Origin of the sequence: Pseudomonas sp. BNK-44-b (assembly GCF_047456245.1) — a bacterium.
GTDB lineage: Bacteria > Pseudomonadota > Gammaproteobacteria > Pseudomonadales > Pseudomonadaceae > Aquipseudomonas > Aquipseudomonas machongensis.
Window position 1 is genome coordinate 647330 of record NZ_CP179908.1, and the last position, 25698, is coordinate 673027.

Consider the following 25698-nt stretch of genomic DNA (forward strand, 5'->3'; position numbering starts at 1 on the left):
CAGTTCTTGTTTTCGAACAAGAATCAATTGCATTGGCTATAACGAGACGGGCGTGGGATGGGAGTCGCGTAAAAATAATTATCGGCGGTTTTGTGGGGGCGGGCTGGTCTTCAGACTTTGAAAAGGGCAGTTGTTCCCATGAGCGCCACTCAGTTGAGAATCACCACCGCCGGGTATTCGTGCAACTGCGCCGAGGTGATATGGGCCAGGGCGCGCAGGGTCTCCAGTGGCTGGTCCAGGCGGTAGTTGCCGGTAACGGCCACCTGTTCCAGATGGTCGTTGCGGTTGATGATCCAGCCCGGGTAGTAGCGGCGCAGTTCGGCGAGCACCTGGCTCAACGGGCAGTTCTCGAACACCAGGCGGCCATCGATCCAGGCCAGTTCCTTGTGCAGGTCGGCGCGCTGGCGCTGACCGAAACCGTCTGGCCCGACGCTGATGCTGTCTCCGGCGCTCAGGCGGATGCGCTGGTCGCTGGCGGCCTGCAGGTCGACATCGCCGCGCTGCACACGTACCTGCGCCTGGCCATCGAGGTAGCGTACGGCGAAGTTGGTATCGCGCACCTGTGCACGCAAGGGGCCGGCCTGGACTTCAAGCGGTGGCTGGTTGCCGCCGGGCACTTCGAAATAGGCCTCGCCCTGTAACAGCCGTGCAACCTGGCGTCCGTCGCGCTGGTCACTGGCAAAGGCCGAGTTGGTGTTGAGTAGCACCTTGGCGCCATCGTCCAGCTGCAGGCGCTGGCGTTCGCCGACCACGGTCAGGTGATCGGCCTGCAGGCGCACCGGCAGGTTGCCGAAGGTGAACAGCCCGACCAGCAGCACGGCTGCGGTGGCCAGGGGTTTCCAGTGGCGGCGCAGGCGTCCGCGCAGCGAGGTGCGGCGCTGTTGATGCAGATCGCCCGCCAGATGACGCAGGGCGGCGCCATTCCACAGTGCCTCGGCTTCGACATAGGCTTCGGCGTTCTGCTCGGCAGCGCCCAGCCAGGCTTCGAAGTCCTGGGTGTCCTGCTCGGTGGGGCATTGCAGGCGGATCAACCAGTCCTGCGCTTCGTCCATGGCACGGGCGCGGGCATCTGGCTCGGCGGGCAATGGGCGAGGGGCAGGGTTGCTCACGGGGGATCCTTGCATGGCGTTTTTTGCAGATGATCGGCGCTGTGGGCGGGCATGGCAAGAGCCAGCACCTGCCCAGGTGGCGAGCGGTCGCTCACTTGAGGCGATCGGCTACACCCATGCAGATCGCCATGATCAGCTTCAGTTCTTTCTGTACGGTGCTGGCCGAGACCTGCAACTGCTCGGCGATTTCCAGGTAGCTGGCACCGTGCAGGCGGCTGAGGATGAAGATGCGCTGCTGGCGTGCGGTGAGCTGGCCGAGGCTGACGCTCAGGCGCTTGAGCAGTTGCTCGGCATGCACCGCATCCTCGCTGTTGCCCAGCGGCGCGGCGACATTGTGCAGCACTTGCTCGGGCACGTCGTCGACCAGTGTGCGTGACTGCACGCGGCGCGCGCGCAAGTGGTCGAGGGCAAGGTTGCGGGCGGTCTGGAACACGAAGGGTTCGAGGTGTTCGATAGGCCGCTCGCCCAGCGCACGGGTAACCCGCAGGTAGGTTTCCTGCAGCAGGTCTTCCGCCGTGCTGGGGTTGCCGACCATGCGCTGCAAGGTGCGCAGCAGGGTGAGGCGTTGGGTGAGGAAGACTGAGTTGAACCGGGACTGACTCACGGGGAAACCTGGCCGACGAGGGGTGAATGATAATGCTTATCATCCGTGCGTCAGGTCAAGCAGAGAAATGTCATGAAGGGGTAAAGGTGGGGCCGCCAGGCAGCCCCAAGGACTTTTTCATTGTGCCCGGAACAGCGCCAGGCAGTTGTCCAGCATGCGGTTGGAGAAGCCCCACTCGTTGTCATACCAGGCCAGCACCTTGAGCATGCGGCCGTTGGCACGGGTGTGGTTGGCATCGAAGATCGACGACAGCGGGTTGTGGTTGAAGTCGCACGACACCAGCGGCAGGCTGTTGTAGCCGAGCACGCGCGAATGGCGGCTGGCTTCGAGGAACAAGCGATTGACCTCGTCGGCACTGGCTTCGCGCTTGAGGTTGACGGTCAGGTCGACCAGCGACACGTTGATCACCGGCACCCGTACCGCCATGCCGGTGAGCTTGCCGGCCAGTTCCGGCAGCACCAGGCCCACGGCTTCGGCGGCGCCAGTCTTGCTCGGGATCATCGATTGGGTGGCCGAGCGGGCCCGGTAGGGGTCGCTGTGGTAGACGTCGGTCAGCACCTGGTCGTTGGTGTAGGCGTGGATGGTGGTCATCAGCCCCTGCTCGATGCCGAACTCACGCTGCAGCACCTGGGCGATCGGCGCCAGGCAGTTGGTGGTGCACGAGGCGTTGGAGATGACTTGGTGCGAGGCGCGCAGCACGTCGTGGTTGACGCCATACACCACGGTAGCATCGGCGCCCTTGGCCGGCGCCGAGATGATCACCTTGCCGGCGCCAGCAGTGATATGGGCCGCGGCCTTGGCGCGGTCGGTGAACAGCCCGGTGCATTCGAACACCACATCGATGGCTTCGGCTTTCCAGGGCAGTTCGGCGGGGTTGCGGATGGCGCTGACGGCGATGCGATCGCCGTTGACCGTCAGGCTTTCATGATCGGCCTCGACGGTGGCATCGAAGGTGCCATGTACGCTGTCGTACTTGAGCAGGTGCGCATTCATCGCGCTGTCGCCCAGGTCGTTGATGGCGACGACCTGCAGGTCCTGGCGGTAGCCTTGGGTATAGAGTGCGCGCAGGACGTTGCGTCCGATGCGGCCGAATCCGTTGATCGCGATGCGAAGGGTCATTGGCATTACCTCTGGCAGTTCGGGTGAAGCCTGTGGCACAAAATGGGATGAGGCTTCACTGAAACGGTTTTGTTATTGGAATTACAAGATTATTCACTCCAAGATAGAAAACAAGCATTTTTAGTGGCAATATTTTGGTAAATCTACAACGAGCGATCGAGCCTTCCACGTCAACGACCTTTCCGGCCCCTGCCTTGAGCCTAGGTCGCAATCGTTTGGAGTGGAAATGCCGGTTCAGGTCGCCCTTACACATAGCCTGGAGTCCAGTACATGCATCCGCGCATCCTTGAGGTCACCGCAAGGCTGACCGAACGCAGCCGTGCCACCCGTGAACGCTACCTTGAGCTCATTCGCGGCGCGGCCAGCGACGGCCCGATGCGCGCCAGCCTGCAGTGCGCCAACTTCGCCCACGGCGTGGCAGGTTGCGGCAGCCAGGACAAGCACAGCCTGCGGATGATGAACGCTGCCAACGTGGCCATCGTCTCTGCCTACAACGACATGCTCTCGGCGCACCAGCCGTACCAGCACTTCCCCGAACAGATCAAACAGGCGCTGCGCGATATCGGCTCGGTCGGCCAGTTCGCCGGTGGCGTACCGGCCATGTGCGATGGCGTGACCCAGGGTGAACCCGGCATGGAGCTGGCGATCGCCAGCCGCGAAGTGATCGCCATGTCCACGGCCATCGCCCTGTCGCACAACATGTTCGATGCCGCGCTCATGCTGGGCATCTGCGACAAGATCGTGCCCGGCCTGATGATGGGTGCGTTGCGTTTCGGCCACCTGCCGACCATCTTCGTGCCTGGCGGGCCGATGCCTTCGGGCATCTCCAACAAGGAAAAGGCCGACGTGCGCCAGCGCTACGCCGAGGGCAAGGCCAGCCGCGAGGAGTTGCTGGAGTCGGAGATGAAGTCCTACCACAGCCCCGGCACCTGCACCTTCTATGGGACAGCCAACACCAACCAGCTGGTGATGGAAGTCATGGGCCTGCACCTGCCGGGCGCCTCGTTCGTCAACCCCTACACTCCATTGCGCGATGCGCTGACCGCCGAGGCGGCGCAGCAGGTCACGCGCATGACCAAGGCCAGCGGCAGCTTCATGCCGTTGGGCGAGATCGTCGACGAGAAGGCGCTGGTCAATTCCATCGTCGCTCTGCACGCCACCGGCGGCTCGACCAACCACACCCTGCATATCCCGGCGATTGCCCAGGCTGCCGGGATCCAGCTGACCTGGCAGGACATGGCCGACCTCTCCGAGGTGGTGCCGACGCTGTCTCACGTCTATCCCAACGGCAAGGCCGACATCAACCACTTCCAGGCCGCAGGCGGCATGAGCTTCCTGATCCGCGAACTGCTCGACGCCGGGCTGCTGCACGAGGACGTCAATACCGTGGCCGGCCATGGTCTGCGTCGCTACACCCAAGAACCGTTCCTCGACGACGGCAAGCTGGTGTGGCGCGAGGGGCCGCAGCACAGCCTGGACGAAAGCATCCTGCGCCCGGTCGCCCGGCCATTCTCGGCCGAGGGCGGGTTGCGGGTGATGGAAGGCAACCTGGGGCGCGGGGTGATGAAAGTCTCTGCCGTGGCGCCGGAACACCAGGTGGTCGAGGCTCCAGCGCGAGTGTTCCACGATCAGCAGTCGCTGGCCGATGCCTTCAAGGCTGGCGAATTGGAGCGCGATTTCGTCGCCGTGGTGCGTTTCCAGGGCCCGCGCTGCAACGGCATGCCCGAGCTGCACAAGCTCACGCCGTTCCTCGGTGTGCTGCAGGACCGCGGCTACAAGGTCGCGCTGGTCACCGACGGACGCATGTCCGGTGCTTCGGGCAAGATACCGGCGGCGATCCACGTGTGCCCCGAAGCCTATGACGGCGGCCCGCTGGCACGGGTGCGCGATGGTGATATCGTGCGCGTCGACGGTGTCGAAGGCACGCTGCAACTGATGGTGTCGGCCGAGGAACTGGCCAGTCGCGATCAGCCTGATGCACCCCAGGGTAATGACCTGGGGTGCGGGCGCGAGCTGTTCGGCTTCATGCGCGTCGCGTTCAGCCCGGCAGAGCAGGGCGCCAGCGCCTTTACCTCTGCCCTGGAGCGTTTCAAATGAAGGCCTCGCTGGTCGGTGACATCGGCGGTACCAACGCCCGCTTTGCCCTGTGGCGTGACAATGACCTGCACGCGGTGCAGGTGCTGGCGACGGCGGACTATTCCAGCCCCGAGCAGGCTATCGAGGCCTACCTCAAGGACCAGGGCCTCGAACGTGGCGACGTCTCGGACGTGTGCCTGTCGGTGGCCGGCCCTGTCGATGGCGACGAATTTCGCTTCACCAACAATCACTGGCGCCTGAGCCGCTCGGCCTTCTGCAAGGTCCTGCAGGTCGAGCGCCTGTCGCTGATCAACGACTTTTCCGCCATGGCGCTGGGCATGACCCGCCTCAAGCCTGGCGAGTTCGTCGAGGTGTGCCCCGGCCAGGCGGACGCCGCGCGCCCGGCGCTGGTCATCGGTGCGGGTACCGGCCTTGGCGTCGGCACCTTGCTCAGCCTTGGCGAGCAGCACTGGATGGCGCTACCGGGCGAGGGCGGGCATGTCGACCTGCCGGTGGGCAATGCCCGTGAGGCGGCGATCCACCAGCAGATCCACAACCAGATCGGCCATGTCAGCGCCGAGACCGTGCTCAGTGGTGGTGGGCTGGTGCGGCTGTACCAGGCGATCTGTGCGCTGGATGGCGCTACACCCCGTCACAAGACCCCTGCGCAGATCACCGATGCTGCGCTGGGCGGCGAACCGCAGGCCCTGGCGGTGATCGAACAGTTCTCACGCTTTCTCGGGCGTGTAGCGGGTAACAATGTGCTGACCCTGGGCGCGCGCGGTGGGGTCTATATTGTTGGCGGTGTGGTGCCGCGCTTCGCCGAGCTGTTCCTGCGCAGCGGTTTCGCGACAAGCTTTGCCGACAAGGGCTGCATGAGCGGCTACTTCCCGGGAGTGCCGGTGTGGCTGGTGACGGCGGAGTTTTCCGGGTTGCTCGGAGCCGGTGTGGCCTTGCAGCAGATGCTGGACCACTGAAGGTCGGTTGTGCTGCCATTCGCGGACAAGCCCGTTTCCACAAGGCACTGTGGGAGCGGGCTTGCCCGCGAATGGCCTCGACACCGATAGAATGTCGCCACAACAGGCATCAAGACCTGTAACGACCAAAGGGAATTCATTGTGAGCACTGCCGGTAAAACCATCCTGATGGTCGACGACGATCAGGACATTCGCGAGCTGCTGCAGACCTACCTCAGCCGCTCCGGCCTCCAGGTCCATGCCGAACCCGACGGCCAGGGCTTTCGCCGCGCGCTGGATGCCGGCAACTACGACCTGGTGATCCTCGACGTGATGCTGCCCGACGAGGATGGCTTCAGCCTGTGCCGCTGGGTGCGCCAGCACCCGCGCCAGTCGCGGGTGCCGATCATCATGCTCACCGCCAGCTCCGATGAAGCCGACCGTGTCATCGGCCTGGAACTGGGCGCCGACGATTACCTGGGCAAACCCTTCAGCCCGCGCGAACTCCAGGCGCGAATCAAGGCCCTGCTGCGTCGCTGCGACTTCACCACGGCCACCCCTGCCAGCGCGGTGCTTACCTTCGAAGACTGGCGCCTGGATACGGTCAGCCATCGTCTGTTCCACCGCGATGGCGAAGAAGTGATTCTCTCCGGTGCCGACTTCGCCCTGCTCAAGCTGTTTCTCGACCATCCCCAGCAGATCCTCGACCGCGACACCATTGGCAATGCCACCCGCGGGCGTGAGCCGATGCCGCTGGACCGCATCGTCGACATGGCGGTGAGCCGCCTGCGCCAGCGACTGCGTGACACCGACAAGCCGCCGCGGCTGATCCGCACCGTGCGCGGCAGCGGCTACCTGCTTGCCGCGAATGTCAGCTGTGCCGGCTGAGCAGGCTGTCGAGCGCCGCTGGCGCCTGCTGCCGCGCTCGTTGCTCGGGCGCATGCTGCTGCTCACCTTGCTGGTGGTGCTGATCGCCCAGGGGTTGTCGAGCGTGATCTGGGTCGCCCAGCTGCGGGCCAGCCAGTTGCAGGGCCTGCGCGCCAGCGCCAGCAGCCTTGCGCACTCGATGAGCGCCAGCGTCAGCTACTTCCGCTCCCTGCCGGTGGCCTACCGGCCGATGGTGCTCGATCAGCTGCGCAGCATGGGCGGTACGCGCTTTTTCGTCTCGCTCAACGAAAAGCCGCTGGACATGCCGGTGCTGCCCATCACCCCGCGCAAGCAAGCGGTGATCGAGGTGTTCCAGCAGGTGCTGCACGAACGCCTGGGTCAGCAGATGGAAATCTCCGTCGAGTTCGTCAGCCCCGACGACCTGCGCATCTTCAACAGCGGCCTGAAGCTCGACGAGCTGCCGCGCTCCTGGGCCCACTACGCGTTGACCCTCGAACCGCTCAATCCGCCGGTGCTGGTCACCCAGATCCGCCTGGACGAAGGCGAGTGGCTGTACATCGCCTCGCTGTTGCCCGAGCCCTATACCGGTCTTGAACCCGAGCGTCTGCCGCGCCAGCAGATCGGCTTCATCGCCCTGACCACCCTGTTGCTGCTGTTGTTCATCGGCTTGCTGGTGCACTGGCAGAGCTGGCCGCTCAAGCGCCTGGCGCGGGCAGCGCGGGAGATGTCACTGGGGGCGGACGTGCCGCCGGTGGCCGAAGGTGGCGGCAGCGAGGTGGTCGAGGTAGGGCGCGCGTTCAATGCCATGCGTGAGCGTATCAGCCGCTACCTGACCGAACGCTCGCAGCTGTTCAGCGCCATCTCCCACGACCTGCGCACGCCGATCACCCGCCTGCGCCTGCGGGTGGAACTGCTCGAAGACGAGCACCTGCAAGCCAAGTTCAGCCGCGATCTCGACGAGCTGGAGCTGCTGGTCAAGGGCGCTTTGCAGTGCGTGAAAGATACCGACATCCACGAGAACATCGAACCGATCGACCTCAACCAGGTGCTGGAAATCCTCGCCGAACCCTACCTGCGTGATGGTCGAATCACGGTCGAAGGACGTGTGCTGGCGCCTTATCCGGGCAAGCCACTGGCCTTGCGGCGCTGCATCGGCAACCTGATCGACAACGCCATCAAGTACGGCGAGTGTGCGCACCTGCGCATCATCGACAACGCCGAGGCCTTCGTGCTGCAGGTCGACGACCAGGGCCCCGGCGTGCCGGAACAGCGTCTGGAGCAGGTGTTCGAGCCGCATTTCCGCCTGGCGGGACAGCAGCAGGGGTATGGGCTGGGGCTGGGAATTGCGCGTAACATCGCCCACAGCCATGGCGGGGAGGTGAGTTTGTTGAACCTGCGTGAGGGTGGGTTGCGGGTGACCTTGTTCCTGCCTCGGAATATCGATTGATTGGGCCAGCCCTATCGCGGGACAAGCCCGCTACCACAGGGAGCTGTGGGAGCGGGCTTGTCCCGCGATGAGGCCACTGAAATTGTCACGGTACGGTGACATTCACACAGGCCTTCGTGACATGCCCGCCGGGACGGCTGGCTAGAATTCGCTGACGACAGGCACCCAGCCTGTCCCTGGCAAGGATTGAGCAGGTGATGGACAGCGTCGATTTCCCTTTCTGCAGTTGGCTCGACTCCCCGGTTCACAACGCCTGGCTGGTCGCCGAGGGCCAGCGCCTGGTGACCTTCGCCAAGGCCTCGCGCCTGCCTGGCGGTTTTGGCAGCCTCGATGCCCAGGGCCGACTGCCCGACGGCGCAATCGCCGAAACCCTGCACACCGCGCGCATGACCCATTGCTTCGCCATGGCGCATATGCAGGGCATCCCTGGCTGCCTGCCGCTGGTGGAGCACGGTGTCGCGGCACTGCTCGCAGGGCCGCTGCGCGATGCGCGGGATGATGGCAGGTTCGCCCGCGCCGATGGCGAGGGCGATACCGGCAAGACCGCCTACCTGCATGCCTTCGTCGCCTTGGCCGCCAGTTCCGCGGTGGTCGCCGGCGCACCTGGCGCCGAGCGATTGCTCGGGGCGGCCATCGCGATCATCGAGACGCGTTTCTGGAGCGAGGAAGAGGGCGCCCTGCGCGAGTCCTTCGCCCATGACTGGACGCAGCCGGAAGCCTACCGTGGCGCCAACAGCAACATGCACGCCACCGAGGCCTTCCTCGCCCTGGCCGATGTCACCGGCCACACGCACTGGCTCGACCGCGCCCTGCGCATCGTCGAGCGGATCATCCATACCCATGCCGCGGCTAACGGCTTCGGTGTCATCGAGCATTTCGACGTGCAGTGGCAGGCACTGCACGACTACAACCACGACAACCCCACCGACGGCTTTCGCCCCTACGGCACCACACCCGGTCATGCCTTCGAGTGGGCACGCCTGGTTCTGCACCTGGAGGCCGCGCGCCAGCGTGCCGGCCTGCCCGCCCCGCAGTGGCTGCTGGACGACGCGCGGGGGCTGTTCGCCAATGCCTGTCGTCACGCCTGGCACGCTGATGGCGCGCCGGGCATCGTCTACACCCTCGATTGGCAGAACCGGCCAGTAGTGCGGGCGCGCTTGCACTGGACCCACGCCGAAGCCTGTGCGACGGCTGCAGCGTTGTTGCGTCGTACCGGGGAAGGTGAATACGAGCAGTGGTACCGGCGTTTCTGGGACTTCATCGACAGCCATTTCATCGATCGCGTCCACGGCAGCTGGCACCATGAGCTGGACCCGCAGAACCGCCCTGGCGCAAGCATCTGGGGCGGCAAGCCCGATCTTTACCACGCCTACCAGGCGGTGCTCCTGCCGCGCCTGCCGTTGGCACCCAGCCTGGCCACTGCGCTGGCCCTGGGCAATGTAACCAAGTGATGACATTCGCGCATCGCTTCGTTACCTGCCCTGGTCTGCGCGCTCATTAGACTCCATGCAACGCAAGCGAACGACTTGCACCGCATAACAACAAGAAAGGTATACCGATGAATTCCACTCTGCGCCTCGCCGCCGCTATTTCCCTCGCCTCGCTCATGCCCCTCAGCGCCTTCGCCGCCGAATCCAAAGGCAGCGTCGAGGTGGTGCACTGGTGGACCTCCGGCGGCGAGAAAGCTGCCGTCGACGTCCTCAAGGCCCAAGTCGAGAAAGACGGCTTCACCTGGAAGGACGGCGCTGTGGCCGGTGGCGGTGGTTCCACCGCGATGACCGTGCTCAAGAGCCGCGCCGTCGCCGGCAACCCGCCAGGCGTCGCCCAGATCAAGGGCCCCGATATTCAGGACTGGGCCGCCACCGGCCTGCTCGACAGCGATGTGCTCAAGGACGTCGCCAAGCAGGAGAAGTGGGACAGCCTGCTCGACAAGAAAGTCGCCGACACCGTCAAGTACGAAGGTGACTACGTCGCCGTGCCGGTGAACATCCACCGCATCAACTGGCTGTGGATCAACCCCGAGGTGTTCAAGAAGGCCGGCATCGACAAGGCGCCGACCACCCTCGACGAATTCTACGCCGCAGCCGACAAGCTCAAGGCCGCAGGCTTCATTCCCCTGGCCCACGGTGGCCAGCCATGGCAGGACAGCACCGTGTTCGAGAACGTGGTGCTCGCGGTGATGGGGGTGGAGGGCTACAAGAAGGCCCTGGTCGACCTCGACGAAAAAGCCCTGACCGGCCCGGAGGTGGTCAAGGCGCTGACCGAGCTGAAGAAGGTCGCCACCTACATGGACCCTGACGGCAAGGGCCAGGACTGGAACCTCGAGGCCGCGAAGGTCATCAACGGCAAGGCCGGCATGCAGATCATGGGCGACTGGGCCAAGAGCGAGTGGACCCTGGCCAAGAAGACCGCGGGCAAGGACTACCAGTGCGTACCCTTCCCCGGCACCGAAAAGGGCTTCTTGTACAACATCGACTCGCTGGCGGTGTTCAAGCAGAAGAACGAAGGCACCACTGCAGGTCAGCAGGACATCGCCAAGCGTGTGCTGGGTGAAGACTTCCAGAAGACCTTCAGCATCAACAAGGGCTCGATCCCGGTGCGCAACGACATGCTGGCCGACATGAGCAAGTATGGCTTCGACAGTTGCGCCCAGACCGCTGCCAAGGACTTCCTGGCCGACGCCAAGTCGGGTGGACTGCAACCGAGCATGGCGCACAACATGGCGACCACGCTCGCCGTGCAGGGGGCGTTCTTCGATGTGGTGACCAACTACATCAACGATCCGAAGGCCGATCCGGCCGATGCGGCGAAGAAGCTCAACGCAGCGGTCAAGGCTGCCCAATAACGGCCCAATCGCGGGACAAGCCCGCTCCCACAGGTTTGGCGCCATGCGCTGAACCTGTGGGTGGGCCAGGTCTTTGTGGGAGCGGGCTTGTCCCGCGATGCGGTGCGCAGCACCGCCCTCGTTCCGGTATCTGAAATCATGACTACGACCACCGCCCAACTGCGGGCCTCACCCCTGGACGCGCTCCAGCGCTGGCTACCGAAACTGGTACTGGCGCCGAGCATGTTCATCGTGCTGGTGGGCTTCTACGGCTACATCCTCTGGACCTTCGTCCTGTCGTTCACCACCTCGACCTTCCTGCCCACCTACAAATGGGCGGGCCTGGCCCAGTACGCGCGGCTGTTCGACAACGACCGCTGGTGGGTGGCGAGCAAGAACCTGCTGGTCTTCGGCGGGATGTTCATCGGCATCACCCTGGTGATCGGCGTGCTGCTGGCGGTGTTCCTCGACCAGCGCATCCGCCGCGAAGGGGTGATCCGCACCATCTACCTGTACCCCATGGCACTGTCGATGATCGTGACCGGTACCGCCTGGAAGTGGCTGCTCAACCCCGGCATGGGCCTGGACAAGCTGCTGCGCGACTGGGGCTGGGAAGGTTTTCGTCTCGACTGGCTGATCGATCCGGACCGGGTCGTCTACTGCCTGGTGATCGCCGCCGTGTGGCAGGCCTCGGGCTTCATCATGGCGATGTTCCTTGCCGGGCTGCGCGGTGTCGACCAGTCGATCATCCGTGCTGCGCAAATCGACGGCGCGAGCATGCCGCGCATCTACTGGACCGTGGTGCTGCCAAGCCTGCGCCCGGTGTTCTTCAGCTCGCTGATGATCCTCTCGCACATCGCCATCAAGAGCTTCGACCTGGTGGCCGCGATGACCGCCGGTGGCCCTGGCTATTCCTCGGACCTGCCAGCGATGTTCATGTATTCGTTCACCTTCAGCCGCGGGCAGATGGGCATGGGTTCTGCCAGCGCGATCCTGATGCTCGGCGCGATCCTCGCGATCCTCGTGCCTTACCTGTATTCCGAGCTGAGGACCAAACGCAATGACCACTAACCTCGACAAACCGGCCCTCAGCCTGGGCCGCATCGCCATCCACGCGGTGCTGCTGCTCGCCGTGCTGCTCTACCTGGTGCCGCTGGTAGTGATGCTGCTGACCAGCTTCAAGACCCCGGAAGACATCAGCACCGGCAACCTGTTGAGCTGGCCCGAGCTGTTCACCACGATTGGCTGGGTCAAGGCCTGGGCCACGGTCAGCGGCTACTTCTGGAACTCGATCCTGATCACCGTGCCGGCGGTGCTGATCTCCACGGCCATCGGCGCGCTGAACGGCTACGTGCTGTCGATGTGGCGCTTCCGTGGCTCGCAACTGTTCTTCGGTCTGCTGCTGTTCGGCTGCTTCCTGCCCTTCCAGACCGTGCTGCTGCCGGCTTCGTTCACTCTCGGCAAGCTGGGACTTGCCAGCACCACCTCGGGGCTGGTGCTGGTGCACGTGGTCTATGGTCTGGCCTTCACCACGCTGTTCTTCCGCAACTACTACGTGAGCATTCCCGAGGCACTGGTCAAGGCTGCACGCCTGGATGGTGCCGGGTTCTTCACCATCTTTCGCCGCATCATCCTGCCGATGTCGACGCCGATCATCATGGTCTGCCTGATCTGGCAGTTCACCCAGATCTGGAACGACTTCCTGTTCGGCGTGGTGTTCTCCAGCGGCGATTCGCAACCGATCACCGTGGCCCTGAACAACCTGGTCAACACCAGCACCGGTGCCAAGGAATACAACGTCGACATGGCCGCGGCAATGATCGCCGCACTGCCAACCCTGCTGGTCTATGTGGTCGCAGGCAAGTATTTCGTGCGTGGGCTGACCGCCGGCGCAGTCAAGGGGTAAGTCATGGCAACGCTCGAACTTCGCAATGTAAACAAGACCTACGGCACCGGCCTGCCGGACACCCTCAAGGATATCCAGCTGGCCATCAAGGATGGCGAGTTCCTGATCCTGGTCGGCCCTTCCGGCTGCGGCAAGTCCACCTTGATGAACTGCATCGCCGGCCTCGAGAACATCACCGGTGGGGCGATCCTGATCGATGACCAGGACGTCTCCGGCATGAGCCCGAAGGACCGTGACATCGCCATGGTGTTCCAGTCCTACGCGCTGTACCCGACCATGAGCGTGCGCGAGAACATCGAGTTCGGCCTGAAGATCCGCAAGATGCCGCAGTCGGCGATCGACGAAGAAGTCGCGCGGGTAGCCAAGCTGCTGCAGATCGAACACCTGCTCAATCGCAAGCCTGGCCAGCTCTCCGGTGGCCAGCAACAGCGCGTGGCCATGGGCCGGGCGCTGGCGCGCAGGCCGAAGATCTACCTGTTCGACGAGCCGTTGTCGAACCTCGACGCCAAGCTGCGGGTCGAGATGCGCACCGAAATGAAATTGATGCACCAGCGTCTGAAAACCACCACGGTGTACGTGACCCACGACCAGATCGAGGCCATGACCCTGGGTGACAAGGTCGCGGTGATGAAGGACGGCGTCATCCAGCAGTTCGGTACGCCCCAGCAGATCTACAACGATCCGGCCAACCTGTTCGTCGCCAGCTTCATCGGTTCGCCACCGATGAACTTCATCCCGGTGCGCATCAGCAAGCAGGACGGGCGCCTGTTCGCCCTGCTCGACAGCGGCCAGGCCCGCTGCGAACTGCCCCTGGGCGCAGCCAGCGAAGCGCTGGACGGCCGCGAAGTGATCCTCGGCGTGCGCCCTGAACAGATCGCACTCGGTAGCGCCGAAGGCAACGGCTTGCCGGCGGTGCGTGCAGAAGTGCAGGTCCTGGAACCTACCGGGCCGGACCTGCTGGTGTTCGTCACCCTCAACCAGACCAAGGTCTGCTGCCGGTTGGCGCCGGACGTCGCCTGCAATGTCGGCGACAGCCTCAACCTGCAGTTCGATCCGGCGCGGGTCCTGCTGTTCGACGCGAGCAGCGGCGAACGCCTGGACCTGCCTGCAGCGGACGCTCCAGCCAAGGACAACGTGACACGTATCAAGGGACGTTGAAGCAAGCAAACCATCGATAACAAGAAAAGAGGAAACAAGGGATGGACCATCGCAAGCGTATCAAGGCACTAGGCTCGCTGACCCTGCTCGCCCTCGTTGGCAGCAATGGCGCGCATGCTGCCGAGGCTTTCTCCAGCGAGTCGAAATGGATGACTGGCGACTGGGGTGGGGCTCGCACCGAGCTGTTGGAAAAAGGCTATGACTTCACCCTCGACTACGTCGGTGAAGTGGCCGGTAACCTGCACGGTGGCTACAACAACGACAAGACCGCGCGCTACAGCGACCAGTTCGCCCTCGGCGCGCACCTGGACCTGCAGAAGATCCTCGGCTGGCACGATGCGGAGTTCAAGCTGGCGATCACCGAGCGTAGCGGTCGCAACCTGTCCAACGACCGCATCAGCGACCCGCGCGCCGGGCAGTTCAGCTCGGTGCAGGAAGTCTGGGGCCGCGGCCAGACCTGGCGCCTGACGCAGATGTGGGTCAAGCAGAAGTACTTCGACGGCGCGCTGGACGTGAAGGTCGGCCGCTTCGGGGAAGGCGAGGACTTCAACAGCTTCCCTTGCGACTTCCAGAACCTGGCGTTCTGCGGTTCGCAGGTGGGTAACTGGGTGGGTGGCATCTGGTACAACTGGCCGGTCAGCCAGTGGGCACTGCGGGTGAAGTACAACATCACGCCTGAGTTCTTCGTCCAGGTCGGTGCCTACGAGCAGAACCCGTCCAACCTCGAGACCGGCAACGGCTTCAAGCTCAGTGGCAGCGGGACCAAGGGCGCGATCCTGCCGGTGGAGATGGTCTGGTCGCCGAAGGTCAACGGCCTGCCGGGCGAATACCGCCTGGGCTATTACTACAGCACCGCCAAGGCCGACGACGTCTACGACGACATCAACGGCAACCCGCAGGCGTTGACTGGCCAAGCCTTCAAGTCGCACTCGAGCAAACATGGCTGGTGGGTCGTGGCCCAGCAGCAGGTCACCGCGCACAACGGCGATGCCAACCGCGGCCTGAGCCTGTTCGCCAACTTCACCGTGCACGACAAGGCGACCAACGTGGTCGACAATTACCAGCAGGTGGGCATGGTCTACAAGGGCGCCTTCGATGCACGGCCCAAGGATGATATCGGCTTCGGCATCGCCCGCATTCACGTCAATGACGACGTGAAGAAGCGCGCCGAACTGCTCAACGCCCAGAGCGGTATCAATGACTACGACAACCCTGGCTTCGTACCGCTGCAGCGCACCGAGTACAACGCCGAGCTGTACTACGGCTTCCACGTCACCAACTGGCTGACCGTGCGGCCGAACCTGCAGTACATCAAGAGCCCGGGCGGTGTGGACGATGTCGACAACGCGTTGGTCGCAGGCTTGAAGATTCAGTCGTCATTCTGAGAAAAATTGTTGTAAATTTACGCCATCCATCCCTACACCCCGAGATCCACTGTTCTTCAGTGGATCTCGGGCTTGGGTAAAGACAGCGCTATCTCAAACAACAAGAGCTTTCTGAACATGTCTGAACATCCGCTCCATCGCTTTTTCACTTCGCAGCGGCCACGGCCGGTTTTCGAGTGGGAGCGTTACCAGCAGCGCGATGTCCTGATCATCGATCACCCGCGCTGCCAGGCGGTGTTCAGCCGCCAGGGCGCACAGTTGCTGCACTTTCAGCCGAGCGGCGAGAAACCCTGGTTGTGGTGCGCCGAGCAATGGCCACAGGTCGGTGCGATCCGTGGCGGCGTGCCGGTGTGCTGGCCCTGGTATGGCCGCCATCCCAGCGAGGACCTGTGGCCGGCCCACGGCTGGGGGCGTTTGCTGGACTGGAAGCTGCTCGACAGCCGCGAGGACGAGGAGGGCGTCACGCTCAAGTGGCGCCTGGACCTGTGCGACTGGCAGGTCGACTTGCACGCCCGGCTGGGCTCGAGCATGGAACTGCGCCTGTGCACCGAGCACCAGGACAGCGAACCCTGCCAGCTGAGCCACGCATTGCTGGCGTTCTGGCGCATCAGCGACGTGTCGCAGATTGCCTTGTCAGGCCTTGAGGATATCGACGGCTACGACCGCCTCAACCGCCAGGCCTGCCGTGAAGACGGCGTGCTCACGCTCAACGGGGGGTGTCAGAAGGTCTACCCCGGGACACCGCAAGTGCAGTTGCATGACTCGGCCTGGGGGCGTGACCTGTGCATCGACACCAGCGACAGCGACGACACGGTGGTCTGGCACCCGGGTAATCGCCCATTGATGGGAGTGAGCGGGCGCGAGAGCCAGGGCTTCGTCTGCGTCGAGGCTGCCAGTGGCAGCGGCGAGGGCCTGAGCCTGGCGCCTGGGCAGCGCGCGCAGTTGCGGCTGCAGGCGCATCGGCTCAGCTGAGTCAGCTGTCTTCGGCAGGGTAGCGGCTGGCGTTGAGACTTTCCTTGATCTTGCGCAGGTGTGGCTGGAAATCCGAGCCGCGGCGCAGGGTCATGCCGGTCGCCAGCACATCGAGGACCGTCAACTGGATGATGCGCGAGGTCATCGGCATGTAGATGTCGGTGTCCTCCGGCAACGGCAGGTGCAGGCTCATGCTGCAGGCCTTGGCCAGTGGCGAGCCGGCGGCCGTGATACCCAGCACCGAGGCGCCGTTTTCCCTGGCCTGCTTGGCCACTTCGACCAGTTCGCGGGTGCGCCCGGTGTAGGAAATGATCACGAACAGATCACCGGTGTGCGCGACCGACGCCAGCATGCGCTGCATCAGCACGTCGGGATGCGCCGACACCGCCAGGTTGAAGCGGAAGAACTTGTGCTGGGCGTCCATGGCCACCGGGGCCGAGGCGCCCAGGCCGAAGAAGTGGATCTGCCGGGCCTGGATCATCATGTCCACGGCGCGGCTGACCTGCTGCGGGTCGATCTGCTGGCAGGCGCTGTCGAGCGAGGCGATGGCGCTGGCGAAGATCTTCTGGGTGTAGGCCGCCGGATCGTCGTCGGCTTCCACTGCGCGGCTCACGTAGGCGGCGCCACTGGCCAGGCTCTGTGCCAGTTGCAGCTTGAGTTCGGGGTAGCCGCTGACGCCGAACGAGCGGCAGAAGCGGTTGACGGTCGGTTCGCTGACCTTGGCCGCCTGGGCCAGGGCGGCAATGCTGAAACGGGTGGCTTGCTGCGGGTTGAGGAGGATGACTTCGGCGACTTTGCGTTCGGCCTTGTTCAGCTCGTCGAGGCGTCCCTGGATCTGTTCCAGGAGGTTTCGCACACGGTCCATGGGATGTCCTTGGGTCGGAAAGACGGCCGGCTGAGGGAACAGTCGGCTTTTTGCACGGTTGTCTATCGTACTGATGGTGGGATTGTCATACCACTTGTCTGTAATCGCTGTACGAGATGTTGTTATTTTTACTACATCGCGCTTGAAAATTGTCATCGAAAACGGTATTTCTAGGCCAACTTTAATAAAAGAACCAACATCATGGTTGCTATCAGCGTAGAACCTTGCACATTCGCCCTCTTTGGCGCCCTTGGCGACCTGGCGTTGCGCAAGCTGTTTCCTGCCCTCTACGAACTGGACCGCGCCGGCCTGCTGCATTCGGATACCCGGCTGCTGGCCCTGGCCCGCGAAGCCGGTACTCCCGAGCAGCACCTGGCGAACATCGAAGCCCAGCTGCGCCGCTTCGTGCCGGCGGCCGATATCGAACCCCAGGCCCTGCAACGGTTTCTCGACCGCCTGAACTACCTGCACCTGGACTTCGTCCAGCCCGAAGGCTACCAGGCCCTGGCCGAGCAGGCCGGTGAAGGGCAGCCACTGATCGCCTATTTCGCCACTGCGGCGGCGGTCTACGGGGCCATCTGCGAAAACCTCGACAAGGCCGGCCTGGCATCGCGCACTCGCGTCGTGCTGGAAAAACCCATCGGGCACGACCTGGAGTCGTCGCGTCGGGTCAATGACGCCGTGGCACGCTTCTTCCCCGAAAGCCGGGTCTATCGCATCGACCACTACCTGGGCAAGGAAACGGTACAGAACCTCATCGCCTTGCGCTTTGCCAACAGCCTGTTCGAAACCCAGTGGAACCAGAACTCCATCTCCCACGTGGAGATCACCGTTGCCGAGAAAGTCGGTATCGAAGGCCGCTGGGGCTACTTCGACAAGGCCGGCCAACTGCGCGACATGATCCAGAACCACTTGCTGCAGCTGCTGTGCCTGATCGCCATGGACCCGCCCAGCGATCTGTCGGCCGACAGCATCCGCGACGAGAAGGTCAAGGTGCTCAAGGCGCTGGCGCCGATCACCGGCGAGGGGCTGAGCACCCGTGTGGTGCGCGGCCAGTACATTGCCGGCTACAGCGACGGCACCCCGGTGCCGGGCTACCTGGAAGAAGAGAACGCCAACGCCCAGAGCGACACCGAAACCTTCGTCGCCCTGCGCGCCGACATTCGCAACTGGCGTTGGTCGGGCGTGCCGTTCTATCTGCGTACCGGCAAGCGCATGCCGCAGAAGCTGTCGCAGATCGTCATCCACTTCAAGGAGACGCCGCACTACATCTTCGCGCCGGAGCAGCGTTTGCAGATCGGCAACAAGCTGATCATCCGTCTGCAACCCGACGAAGGTATCTCGCTGCGGGTGATGACCAAGGAGCAGGGGCTGGACAAGGGCATGCAACTGCGCAGCGGCCCGCTGCAACTGAATTTTTCCGACACCTGGCGCAGCGCGCGGATTCCGGATGCCTACGAGCGTTTGCTGCTCGAAGTGATGCGTGGCAACCAGAACCTGTTCGTGCGCAAGGACGAGATCGAGTACGCCTGGACCTGGTGCGACCAGTTGATCGCCGGCTGGAAGAACGCCGGTGACGCGCCCAAGCCTTATGCGGCCGGGTCCTGGGGCCCGATGAGCTCGATTGCACTGATCACACGCGATGGGAGAGCCTGGTATGGCGATATCTGAACTGCAACTGCCGGCGACCGTGAAGGTTCACGCGCTGACAGACGCCAAGCGCCTGGCCGCGACGCTGGCCAGTGACGTGGCCGAGCGCCTGCGCGCCGCCATCGCCAGCAAGGGCCAGGCCTGCGTGGTGCTATCTGGCGGGCGTAGCCCGGTACCGTTCCTCGAACAACTGGCCCTGGAAAAACTCGACTGGTCGAAGGTGACCGTGTCGCTGGCCGACGAGCGCTGGGTGCCGGTCGAGCATGCCGACAGCAATGCTGGGCTGCTGGCCCGGCACTTGCTCAAGGGTGAGGCGGCCAAGGCGCGGTTCATGGGCCTGTACCAGCGCGCCAACAACCTCGACGCCGCGGCCCAACAGGCCGACCAGGTGCTTGCCGACCTGCCGCCGATCGACGTGCTGGTGTTGGGCATGGGCGACGATGGCCACACCGCATCGCTGTTCCCGGCCAGCCCGAACCTGGCCGAGGGCCTCGATCCGAAGAGCGCGCGCCGCTGCCTGCCATTGCTGGCACCGAGCGTGCCACACCAGCGCTTGTCGATGACCCGTGCGCTGCTGTCGAGCGCTGCTTTCATCGCTCTGTCCGTGCAGGGGCCAGGCAAACTCGCTACCCTGCGCGCCGCTCTGGCTGGCGACGACCTCACGCAAATGCCCATTCGCGCCTTTCTTCACGACCCCCTGGACATCTACTGGTGCCCATGAGCCAAGGATCCACTGTCATGACCACGCTTGAACGCCCACAACCTTTGCTCTCGATGGCCGAGAAAGCCGCCCGGATCGATGAGATCTGCGGCAAGGCGCGCATCCTGCCGGTGATCACCATTGCCCGCGAGGAAGACATCCTGCCGCTGGCCGACGCCCTGGCAGCCGGTGGTATCCGTACCCTGGAGGTGACCCTGCGTTCGCAGCACGGCCTCAAGGCCATCCAGGTGCTGCGTGAGCAGCGTCCTGAGCTGTGCATCGGTGCCGGTACCGTGCTCGATCCCGCGATGTTCGCGGCCGTGGAAGCGGCGGGTGCGCAATTCGTGGTGACCCCGGGAATTACCCGCGAGGTGCTCGAAGCCGGTGTGCAGAGTGATATTCCATTGCTGCCGGGAATCAGCACGCCGTCGGAAATCATGGCTGGCTACGCACTTGGCTATCGTCGCTTCAAGCTGTTCCCCGCCGAGATCGTTGGCGGCGTGGCAGCAATCAAGGCCTACGGCGGCCCGTTCGGCGATATCCGCTTCTGCCCCACCGGCGGGGTGAATCCGGCCAACGCGCGCAACTACATGGCGTTGCCGAATGTGATGTGCGTGGGCGGGACCTGGATGCTGGACAGCAGCTGGATCAAGAACGGTGACTGGGCGCGGATCGAAGCCTGCAGCTCCGAGGCGATGGCACTGCTGGACTGATACGAATTTCGTTGTGTGCTGTACGGCTTGTGGGGCGCTTGGTCGGCGCCCCTTTTTTATGTGCAGGTTTTGCCTCCATCATGGCCCGCCATGAAATGAAAAAGCCCGCATCGACCGATGCGGGCTCTGTGTGCTGCGCGTGCGGTTACGCCGCCTTGGCGGCCTGCTGGCTCAGCGAGCGGTTCAATGCACTGAACAGTGCCTTGAAGCTTGCGGTGGTGATGTTCTCATCGATACCCACGCCATGCACCGGACGACCGCCGGCCACACGCAGTTCGATGTAGGCTGCGGCCTTGGCATTGGTACCTGCACCGATGGCGTGCTCGTTGTAGTCCATGATCTCGACCGCGATCGGCAGGCCAGCTACCAGGGCTTCGAGGGCACCGTTGCCCTTGCCGCGCCAGTGCAGGGTGGTCTCGCCTTCGCCGGCGACTTCCACTTCCACGGCACTGCTGCCGTTCTCTTCCTGCAGACGATGGCTGACCAGGGCGTAAGGGGCGTTGGCCTGCAGATACTCTTTGTGCAACAGGCTGTAGATCTGCTGGGCAGTCATTTCCAGGCCGAGACGGTCGGTCTCGCCCTGAACCACCTGGCTGAACTCGATCTGCATGCGGCGCGGCAGGCTGATGCCGTATTCCTGTTCGAGCAGGTAGGTGATACCGCCCTTGCCGGACTGGCTGTTGACGCGGATGACCGCCTCGTAGCTGCGGCCGATGTCGGCCGGGTCGATCGGCAGGTACGGCACTTCCCACAGCTCACCGTCCTGCTGCTTGGCGAAGCCCTTGCGGATGGCGTCCTGGTGCGAGCCGGAGAAAGCGGTATGCACCAGGTCACCGACGTACGGATGGCGTGGGTGCACCGGCAGCTGGTTGCACTCTTCGACGACCTTGCGCACGCCGTCGATGTCGGAGAAGTCCAGTTGCGGGTCGATACCCTGGGTGTAGAGGTTCAGCGCGAGCGTGACCAGGTCGACGTTGCCGGTACGCTCACCGTTGCCGAACAGGCAGCCTTCGGCGCGGTCGGCACCCGCCATCAGGCCCAGCTCGGTGGCGGCGATGCCGGTGCCACGGTCGTTGTGGGTGTGCAGGCTGATGATCACGCTGTCGCGCCGGCTGACGTTGCGGCAGAACCATTCGATCTGGTCGGCGTAGACGTTTGGCGTGGCGACTTCCACGGTGGCCGGCAGGTTGAGGATGATCTTGTGCTCAGGGGTCGGGTTCCACACCTCGATCACCGCGTCACACACTTCCTTGGCGAACTCAAGCTCGGTGGCGCTGAAGGTTTCTGGCGAGTACTGGAAGGTCCAGTGCGTTTCCGGCTGCTGGGCGGCGTACTTGACGAACAGCTTGGCGGCGTTCACCGCGATGTCCTTCACGCCTTGCTTGTCCTGGTTGAAGACGATGCGGCGGAACGCCGGGCAGGTGGCGTTGTACAGGTGCACGATGGCTTTCTTCGCGCCGCGCAGGGACTCGAAGGTCCGGGCGATCAGGTCTTCACGGGCCTGGGTCAGTACCTGGATGGTGGTGTCGTCGGGGATGTGGCCATCTTCGATCAGGGTGCGTACGAAGTCGAAGTCAGTCTGCGAGGCAGACGGGAACGACGCCTCGATCTCTTTCACGCCAACCTGCACCAGGGTTTTCCAGAAACGCAGCTTCTTCTCTGCGTCCATCGGCTCGATCAGCGACTGGTTCCCGTCACGCAGGTCGGAGCTGCACCAGATTGGCGCCTGGGTGATGGCTTTCGATGGCCAGGTACGGTCTGGCAGGTCGATGGTTGGGAAGGCGCGGTATTTCTTCGACGGGTCTTTGAGCATGGACATTTGGAGCAATCCTTTAATGTGCGGCCTGATCGGGCCTGCCAAGCGATAACGAGATGAAGAGGCGAGGCGACGCGGTTCACCCAGGTAGTCGTGCACTGACCAGGCAAAGGCTGCGGTGTTGGCGGAGCAGAATGAGGGTGATCGAGGTTTTCATGCCCTCAACCCTAACCAGAGGAAGTGGGGGATGGCAAGTGTTCAAAAAAAATTGAGAGGAATGCTTAAAAAAAGCATTTGGGTGAGATTTTATGGCTGCAGCTTGGTTTTTATTGATTTTTTATTGTGCCGAGATTTGCTGCCGCGCAAGGTGGTACGACTGCGGCGCGGCCATCGCGAGACAAGCCCGCTCCCACAGGAAATCCCCGGTGTGAGCGGGCTTGTCACCGATCTCAGGGCTGGAACGCCCCGATGAAGATCGCCGGGTCCACTCGAGCATCGTTCAGGCTGACGTTCCAGTGCATGTGCGGCCCGGTGGCCCGGCCGGTGGAGCCGACCTTGCCGACCACGTCGCCGCGGCGCAGCACCTGCCCCGGTCGCACATCGACCTTGGACATGTGGCAGAACATGCTGATGAAACCCTGGCCATGGTCGACGAACACCGTGCGGCCATTGAAGAAGTAGTCGCCAACCAGGATCACCTTGCCGTTGGCCGGGGTCTTGATCGGCGTGCCGGCGGGTACGGCGAAGTCCAGCCCGGCGTGGGGGTTGCGCTCTTCGCCATTGAAGAAGCGGCGCACGCCGAACTTGCTCGACAGTGGGCCGTTGACCGGCTTGTCGAGGATCAGGTTGCTCGGCACGCCCGGGCTGAAGCTGCGGTAGGCCTTGACCTGTTCGGCCAGCTCGCGGTCGATGCGCTTGAGGTCATCCGGCTCGGGATTGACCTGGCGCTTGTTCTTCAGGGTGATGTGCTGCTCAGGGTACTTCTTGCTGCCCACGCTGAATGGCAGGGTGCGAGAACCTTGGCTGAGGGTGGCGGTGCCGGGTTTCTGCGTCAGCGGGATACCGACGATGGCCAGCCAGGTGTCCTGTTCCTTGACCACCAGTACCGGCTTGCCGTCGAAGCGCGCGCTCGGTGCGCTGGCGGCGGGGCCGAGGTCGACCACCGCCACGCCGCCGGGGACCGGCTTGTTGAGGGTGCGGGTGATGTAGCTGGCCTGGGCCGTGGTGGCCAGCAGCAGGGCGCAGAGTGCGAGCAGGGGGGCAAGCAGGCGGGGCATGTGTCAGTCCAGTAGGGAGAGGGTGACCGGAGTCTGGTGGTTGTCTTCGACCCGGACCTGAAGTTCGCCTTCGTTCAGGCGTGCGGTCAGGCGCTGGCCGTTGCGGGTCTGGGCGGCGCTGCGGATGGCCTGGCCGCGCTCGTCGAGCAGGATGCTGTAGCCGCGGGCCAGGGTGGCCAGTGGGCTGACCACTTGCAGCGTCTGCAATTGCGCCTGGAAGCGCTGGCGACGGTCCTTGAGCGTTTCGCGCATGGCCCGTGGCAAGCGCTCGGCGAGGCTGTCCAGGCGCTGTCCGAGCAGCTTGAGGGCGCGCCCGGGATGCTGCGCGGCCAGGCGCGTGTCGAGGCGGCCCAGGCGTTGCTGGCGCTGGTTCATGTCGAGCATGAAGGCGCGGCGCAAGCGCATGTCCAGGTCATCCAGGCGTTGGGCCTGCTGGCGCAGGCGTTCGCCGGGGTGACGCAGGCGACGGGCCAGGCCTTCCAGGCGCAGGCGATCGTGGCTCAGGCGGTGCTGCATGCGCAGCAGCAGGCGGCGTTGCAGGCTGTCGAGACGCTGCTGCAGGCCGCTGTTGTCAGGCGCGAGCAGTTCGGCGGCCGCCGAAGGCGTCGGTGCGCGCACGTCGGCTACGAAGTCGCTGATCGACACGTCGGTCTCATGGCCCACTGCACTGACGACGGGTGTCACGCAGGCGGCGATGGCACGTGCGACGGCTTCTTCGTTGAAGCACCAGAGGTCTTCCAGCGAGCCGCCGCCACGGGCCAGGATCAGTGCATCGAAGCCGAGGCTGTCGGCCCGCTGCAAGGCCCGCACGATCTGGCCAATGGCTTCGCGCCCCTGCACTGCCGTGGGGATCAGGTTGAGTTCGACTTGCGGTGCACGGCGGCGGAAGACGCTGATGATGTCGCGGATCACCGCGCCGGTGGGCGAGGTGACGATGCCGATGCGTCGCGGGTGAGCCGGCAGCGGCTGCTTGCGTTCGGCACTGAACAGCCCTTCGTTGCCGAGCTTTTCCTTCAAGGCTTCGAAGGCCAGGCGCAAGGCGCCGTCACCGGCGGGCTCGACGGTATCGACGATCAACTGGTAATCACCGCGCCCCTCGAACAGCGAGACCTTGCCGCGCACCTTGACCGCCACGCCGTCACGCAGGGCCTGGCGGACCCTGACAGCGTTCTGCCGGAACAATGCGCAGCGGATCTGGGCGCCGCTGTCCTTGAGGGTGAAGTACAGGTGGCCGGAGGCCGGGCGGGCGAGGTTGGATATCTCGCCTTCCACCCAGACACTGCGGAACACGTCTTCGAGCAGCACACGGGCGCGGCCGTTGAGCTGGCTGACGGTGAGGACCTCGCGGTCCAGGCCGAGTCGTTCGAAAGGGTCTCTGATCATGCCGGGCATGATAAGGGGCAGGGTGGGGGTGTTATCAAGGTCAAATCCTGTAAGCTCCAGTGTATTTCCAGCCCACCCCCAAAGGACTACCTCAGGACTCGGCACGATGCTCGAACTTCTCCCCGCCACCCCATTGGAATGGCTCCCCATCCTGCTGGCCATCGCCGCTGCCTACATCGTCTTCGGCATCGCCGGCTTTGGTACCGCCTTGGTGGCCGGCCCGGTACTGATCCACTTCATGCCGTTGTCGCGGATCATCCCCCTGCTGGTGCTGCTGGACTTCGTCGCCGCCTTCGGCAACCTGTTGCCCTCGCGCCGCGATGTGGTTCGCGGCGAACTGCTGCGTTTGCTGCCGTGCATGGCAGTGGGTTGTACCTTGGGCGTGGTGTTCCTGCTGCACCTGAAATCCGACCTGCTGTTGTTGCTGATGGGCCTGTTCGTTACCGCCTATGCCATCTACAGCCTGGCGGTGAAGGTGCGGCCGGCGAAGCTGTCCGGGCTGTGGGCGGTGCCGATGGGCACGATTGGCGGGCTGTTCGGGGCACTGTTCGGCAGCGGCGGCTTCCTCTATGCGATCTACCTGAGCGCCCGGCTGGAGGTGAAGGAGCAGGTACGCGCCACCCAGAGCGCGCTGATCAGTTGCAGCACCCTGGTGCGCCTGTCGCTGTTCCTGATCGCCGGGGTCTATGCCGACGCCAGCCTGTTGATGCTGGCAGCCTGCCTGCTGCCGGTGATGTTCGCAGGGCTTTGGGTCGGCAGGCGCCTGAGCCTGAAACTGTCCCGCGAAGCCTTCGTGCGGCTGGTCACCTGGCTGGTGCTGGCCAGCGGGGTGGCGCTGATCGGTCGCTACCTGAGCGGCTGAGCAGGGCGTAGAATTACGCGATTACCGCAGTTTTCAGGCCCGTCCCGT

22 protein-coding genes are annotated in these 25698 nt (G+C 64.1%); 15 read left to right on the plus strand and 7 right to left on the minus strand.

All coding sequences use genetic code 11. From position 1 onward, the window contains the following. Positions 1 to 149: 149 nt before the first annotated feature. The 3 genes from ACMGGG_RS03195 to gap form a co-directional block, all read right to left on the minus strand. Positions 150 to 1052 carry a FecR family protein gene (locus tag ACMGGG_RS03195; RefSeq protein WP_231100319.1) on the minus strand — a complete coding sequence of 301 codons (903 nt, stop codon included), beginning with the start codon at positions 1050 to 1052 and terminating at the stop codon, positions 150 to 152. 148 nt (positions 1053 to 1200) lie between these two features. Continuing rightward, positions 1201 to 1713 (minus strand): RNA polymerase sigma factor, encoded by a 513-nt coding sequence (locus ACMGGG_RS03200; RefSeq protein WP_054895146.1) that lies wholly within the window; start codon positions 1711 to 1713, stop codon positions 1201 to 1203. 117 nt (positions 1714 to 1830) lie between these two features. Further along, positions 1831 to 2832, minus strand: a complete 1002-nt coding sequence (gap, locus tag ACMGGG_RS03205) for a type I glyceraldehyde-3-phosphate dehydrogenase (protein WP_054895147.1) — start codon at positions 2830 to 2832, stop codon at positions 1831 to 1833. A gap of 270 nt (positions 2833 to 3102) precedes the next feature. On the opposite strand from gap, the gene edd reads away from it, so the two are divergent. The 11 genes from edd to ACMGGG_RS03260 all read left to right on the plus strand — a co-directional run bounded on the left by edd (position 3103) and on the right by ACMGGG_RS03260 (position 16444). Then, on the plus strand, positions 3103 to 4929 hold the full coding sequence (gene edd / locus ACMGGG_RS03210; protein WP_054895148.1) for a phosphogluconate dehydratase: 1827 nt from the start codon (positions 3103 to 3105) through the stop codon (positions 4927 to 4929). After that, on the plus strand, positions 4926 to 5885 hold the full coding sequence (locus ACMGGG_RS03215; RefSeq protein ID WP_414154853.1) for a glucokinase: 960 nt from the start codon (positions 4926 to 4928) through the stop codon (positions 5883 to 5885). Before edd ends, ACMGGG_RS03215 begins: the two co-directional genes overlap by 4 nt. 168 nt (positions 5886 to 6053) lie before the next feature. Next, the gene (locus tag ACMGGG_RS03220; protein WP_232233528.1) at positions 6054 to 6752 is read left to right on the plus strand and encodes a response regulator; all 699 of its coding nucleotides are present in this window, start codon (positions 6054 to 6056) and stop codon (positions 6750 to 6752) included. Further along, positions 6733 to 8199: an ATP-binding protein gene (locus tag ACMGGG_RS03225; RefSeq protein WP_414154854.1), complete on the plus strand. Its 1467-nt coding sequence runs from the start codon at positions 6733 to 6735 to the stop codon at positions 8197 to 8199. The genes ACMGGG_RS03220 and ACMGGG_RS03225 overlap by 20 nt, the downstream gene beginning before the upstream one ends. Before the next feature lie 197 nt (positions 8200 to 8396). Next, positions 8397 to 9650, plus strand: a complete 1254-nt coding sequence (locus tag ACMGGG_RS03230) for an AGE family epimerase/isomerase (RefSeq protein WP_414154855.1) — start codon at positions 8397 to 8399, stop codon at positions 9648 to 9650. Positions 9651 to 9757: 107 nt separating this feature from the next. Continuing rightward, complete coding sequence (locus ACMGGG_RS03235) at positions 9758 to 11044, plus strand: ABC transporter substrate-binding protein (protein ID WP_414154856.1); 1287 nt, start codon at positions 9758 to 9760, stop codon at positions 11042 to 11044. Between the two features lie 138 nt (positions 11045 to 11182). Further along, entirely contained in the window at positions 11183 to 12094 is a 912-nt protein-coding gene (locus ACMGGG_RS03240) for a carbohydrate ABC transporter permease (protein ID WP_054895154.1), read from the plus strand. Next, on the plus strand, positions 12084 to 12929 hold the full coding sequence (locus tag ACMGGG_RS03245) for a carbohydrate ABC transporter permease (RefSeq protein ID WP_063543233.1): 846 nt from the start codon (positions 12084 to 12086) through the stop codon (positions 12927 to 12929). Before ACMGGG_RS03240 ends, ACMGGG_RS03245 begins: the two co-directional genes overlap by 11 nt. A gap of 3 nt (positions 12930 to 12932) precedes the next feature. Beyond that, a complete protein-coding gene (locus tag ACMGGG_RS03250; RefSeq protein ID WP_112897538.1) occupies positions 12933 to 14087 on the plus strand; it encodes an ABC transporter ATP-binding protein in 1155 nt (384 codons plus the stop codon). A 41-nt stretch (positions 14088 to 14128) separates the two neighbouring features. Continuing rightward, positions 14129 to 15472: a carbohydrate porin gene (locus ACMGGG_RS03255; protein ID WP_054895157.1), complete on the plus strand. Its 1344-nt coding sequence runs from the start codon at positions 14129 to 14131 to the stop codon at positions 15470 to 15472. Between the two features lie 117 nt (positions 15473 to 15589). Then, the gene (locus ACMGGG_RS03260) at positions 15590 to 16444 is read left to right on the plus strand and encodes a D-hexose-6-phosphate mutarotase (RefSeq protein ID WP_151925705.1); all 855 of its coding nucleotides are present in this window, start codon (positions 15590 to 15592) and stop codon (positions 16442 to 16444) included. A gap of 1 nt (position 16445) precedes the next feature. Here the strand turns inward: ACMGGG_RS03260 and hexR are convergent, their stop codons facing one another. Beyond that, positions 16446 to 17300, minus strand: coding sequence for a DNA-binding transcriptional regulator HexR (gene hexR / locus ACMGGG_RS03265; RefSeq protein ID WP_200604055.1), 855 nt, complete (start codon positions 17298 to 17300; stop codon positions 16446 to 16448). A 210-nt stretch (positions 17301 to 17510) separates the two neighbouring features. Here hexR and zwf point away from each other — a divergent pair, with 210 nt between their 5' ends. From zwf to ACMGGG_RS03280, 3 genes are read left to right on the plus strand one after another with little or no spacing between them, the layout of a single operon-like run. Further along, the gene (zwf, locus tag ACMGGG_RS03270; RefSeq protein ID WP_054895160.1) at positions 17511 to 18980 is read left to right on the plus strand and encodes a glucose-6-phosphate dehydrogenase; all 1470 of its coding nucleotides are present in this window, start codon (positions 17511 to 17513) and stop codon (positions 18978 to 18980) included. Next, positions 18967 to 19680 (plus strand): 6-phosphogluconolactonase, encoded by a 714-nt coding sequence (pgl, locus tag ACMGGG_RS03275; protein ID WP_414154857.1) that lies wholly within the window; start codon positions 18967 to 18969, stop codon positions 19678 to 19680. Before zwf ends, pgl begins: the two co-directional genes overlap by 14 nt. A 17-nt stretch (positions 19681 to 19697) precedes the next feature. Beyond that, positions 19698 to 20372, plus strand: coding sequence for a bifunctional 4-hydroxy-2-oxoglutarate aldolase/2-dehydro-3-deoxy-phosphogluconate aldolase (locus tag ACMGGG_RS03280; RefSeq protein WP_414154858.1), 675 nt, complete (start codon positions 19698 to 19700; stop codon positions 20370 to 20372). A 145-nt stretch (positions 20373 to 20517) separates the two neighbouring features. Here the strand turns inward: ACMGGG_RS03280 and leuA are convergent, their stop codons facing one another. From leuA to xseA, 3 genes are all read right to left on the minus strand, one after another. Continuing rightward, positions 20518 to 22191, minus strand: a complete 1674-nt coding sequence (leuA, locus tag ACMGGG_RS03285; protein ID WP_065863212.1) for a 2-isopropylmalate synthase — start codon at positions 22189 to 22191, stop codon at positions 20518 to 20520. A 386-nt stretch (positions 22192 to 22577) separates the two neighbouring features. Next, a complete protein-coding gene (locus tag ACMGGG_RS03290) occupies positions 22578 to 23405 on the minus strand; it encodes a peptidoglycan DD-metalloendopeptidase family protein (protein WP_414154859.1) in 828 nt (275 codons plus the stop codon). 3 nt (positions 23406 to 23408) lie between these two features. After that, the gene (xseA, locus tag ACMGGG_RS03295) at positions 23409 to 24788 is read right to left on the minus strand and encodes an exodeoxyribonuclease VII large subunit (protein WP_414154860.1); all 1380 of its coding nucleotides are present in this window, start codon (positions 24786 to 24788) and stop codon (positions 23409 to 23411) included. A gap of 106 nt (positions 24789 to 24894) precedes the next feature. Between xseA and ACMGGG_RS03300 the strand changes: the two genes are divergently transcribed. Further along, a complete protein-coding gene (locus ACMGGG_RS03300; protein ID WP_054895165.1) occupies positions 24895 to 25650 on the plus strand; it encodes a sulfite exporter TauE/SafE family protein in 756 nt (251 codons plus the stop codon). Positions 25651 to 25698: the final 48 nt, after the last annotated feature.

Bases quoted from the DNA above. Each gene is read 5' to 3' on its own strand.
- ACMGGG_RS03195 (WP_231100319.1), bottom strand. From the start codon at position 1,052: ATGGACGAAGCGCAGGACTGGTTGATCCGCCTGCAATGCCCCACCGAG.
- gap (WP_054895147.1), bottom strand. From the start codon at position 2,832: ATGACCCTTCGCATCGCGATCAACGGATTCGGCCGCATCGGACGCAAC.
- edd (WP_054895148.1), top strand. From the start codon at position 3,103: ATGCATCCGCGCATCCTTGAGGTCACCGCAAGGCTGACCGAACGCAGC.
- ACMGGG_RS03215 (WP_414154853.1), top strand. From the start codon at position 4,926: ATGAAGGCCTCGCTGGTCGGTGACATCGGCGGTACCAACGCCCGCTTT.
- ACMGGG_RS03220 (WP_232233528.1), top strand. From the start codon at position 6,054: ATGGTCGACGACGATCAGGACATTCGCGAGCTGCTGCAGACCTACCTC.
- ACMGGG_RS03225 (WP_414154854.1), top strand. From the start codon at position 6,733: ATGTCAGCTGTGCCGGCTGAGCAGGCTGTCGAGCGCCGCTGGCGCCTG.
- ACMGGG_RS03230 (WP_414154855.1), top strand. From the start codon at position 8,397: ATGGACAGCGTCGATTTCCCTTTCTGCAGTTGGCTCGACTCCCCGGTT.
- ACMGGG_RS03235 (WP_414154856.1), top strand. From the start codon at position 9,758: ATGAATTCCACTCTGCGCCTCGCCGCCGCTATTTCCCTCGCCTCGCTC.
- ACMGGG_RS03240 (WP_054895154.1), top strand. From the start codon at position 11,183: ATGACTACGACCACCGCCCAACTGCGGGCCTCACCCCTGGACGCGCTC.
- ACMGGG_RS03245 (WP_063543233.1), top strand. From the start codon at position 12,084: ATGACCACTAACCTCGACAAACCGGCCCTCAGCCTGGGCCGCATCGCC.
- ACMGGG_RS03250 (WP_112897538.1), top strand. From the start codon at position 12,933: ATGGCAACGCTCGAACTTCGCAATGTAAACAAGACCTACGGCACCGGC.
- ACMGGG_RS03255 (WP_054895157.1), top strand. From the start codon at position 14,129: ATGGACCATCGCAAGCGTATCAAGGCACTAGGCTCGCTGACCCTGCTC.
- ACMGGG_RS03260 (WP_151925705.1), top strand. From the start codon at position 15,590: ATGTCTGAACATCCGCTCCATCGCTTTTTCACTTCGCAGCGGCCACGG.
- zwf (WP_054895160.1), top strand. From the start codon at position 17,511: ATGGTTGCTATCAGCGTAGAACCTTGCACATTCGCCCTCTTTGGCGCC.
- pgl (WP_414154857.1), top strand. From the start codon at position 18,967: ATGGCGATATCTGAACTGCAACTGCCGGCGACCGTGAAGGTTCACGCG.
- ACMGGG_RS03280 (WP_414154858.1), top strand. From the start codon at position 19,698: ATGACCACGCTTGAACGCCCACAACCTTTGCTCTCGATGGCCGAGAAA.
- leuA (WP_065863212.1), bottom strand. From the start codon at position 22,191: ATGTCCATGCTCAAAGACCCGTCGAAGAAATACCGCGCCTTCCCAACC.
- ACMGGG_RS03290 (WP_414154859.1), bottom strand. From the start codon at position 23,405: ATGCCCCGCCTGCTTGCCCCCCTGCTCGCACTCTGCGCCCTGCTGCTG.
- xseA (WP_414154860.1), bottom strand. From the start codon at position 24,788: ATGATCAGAGACCCTTTCGAACGACTCGGCCTGGACCGCGAGGTCCTC.
- ACMGGG_RS03300 (WP_054895165.1), top strand. From the start codon at position 24,895: ATGCTCGAACTTCTCCCCGCCACCCCATTGGAATGGCTCCCCATCCTG.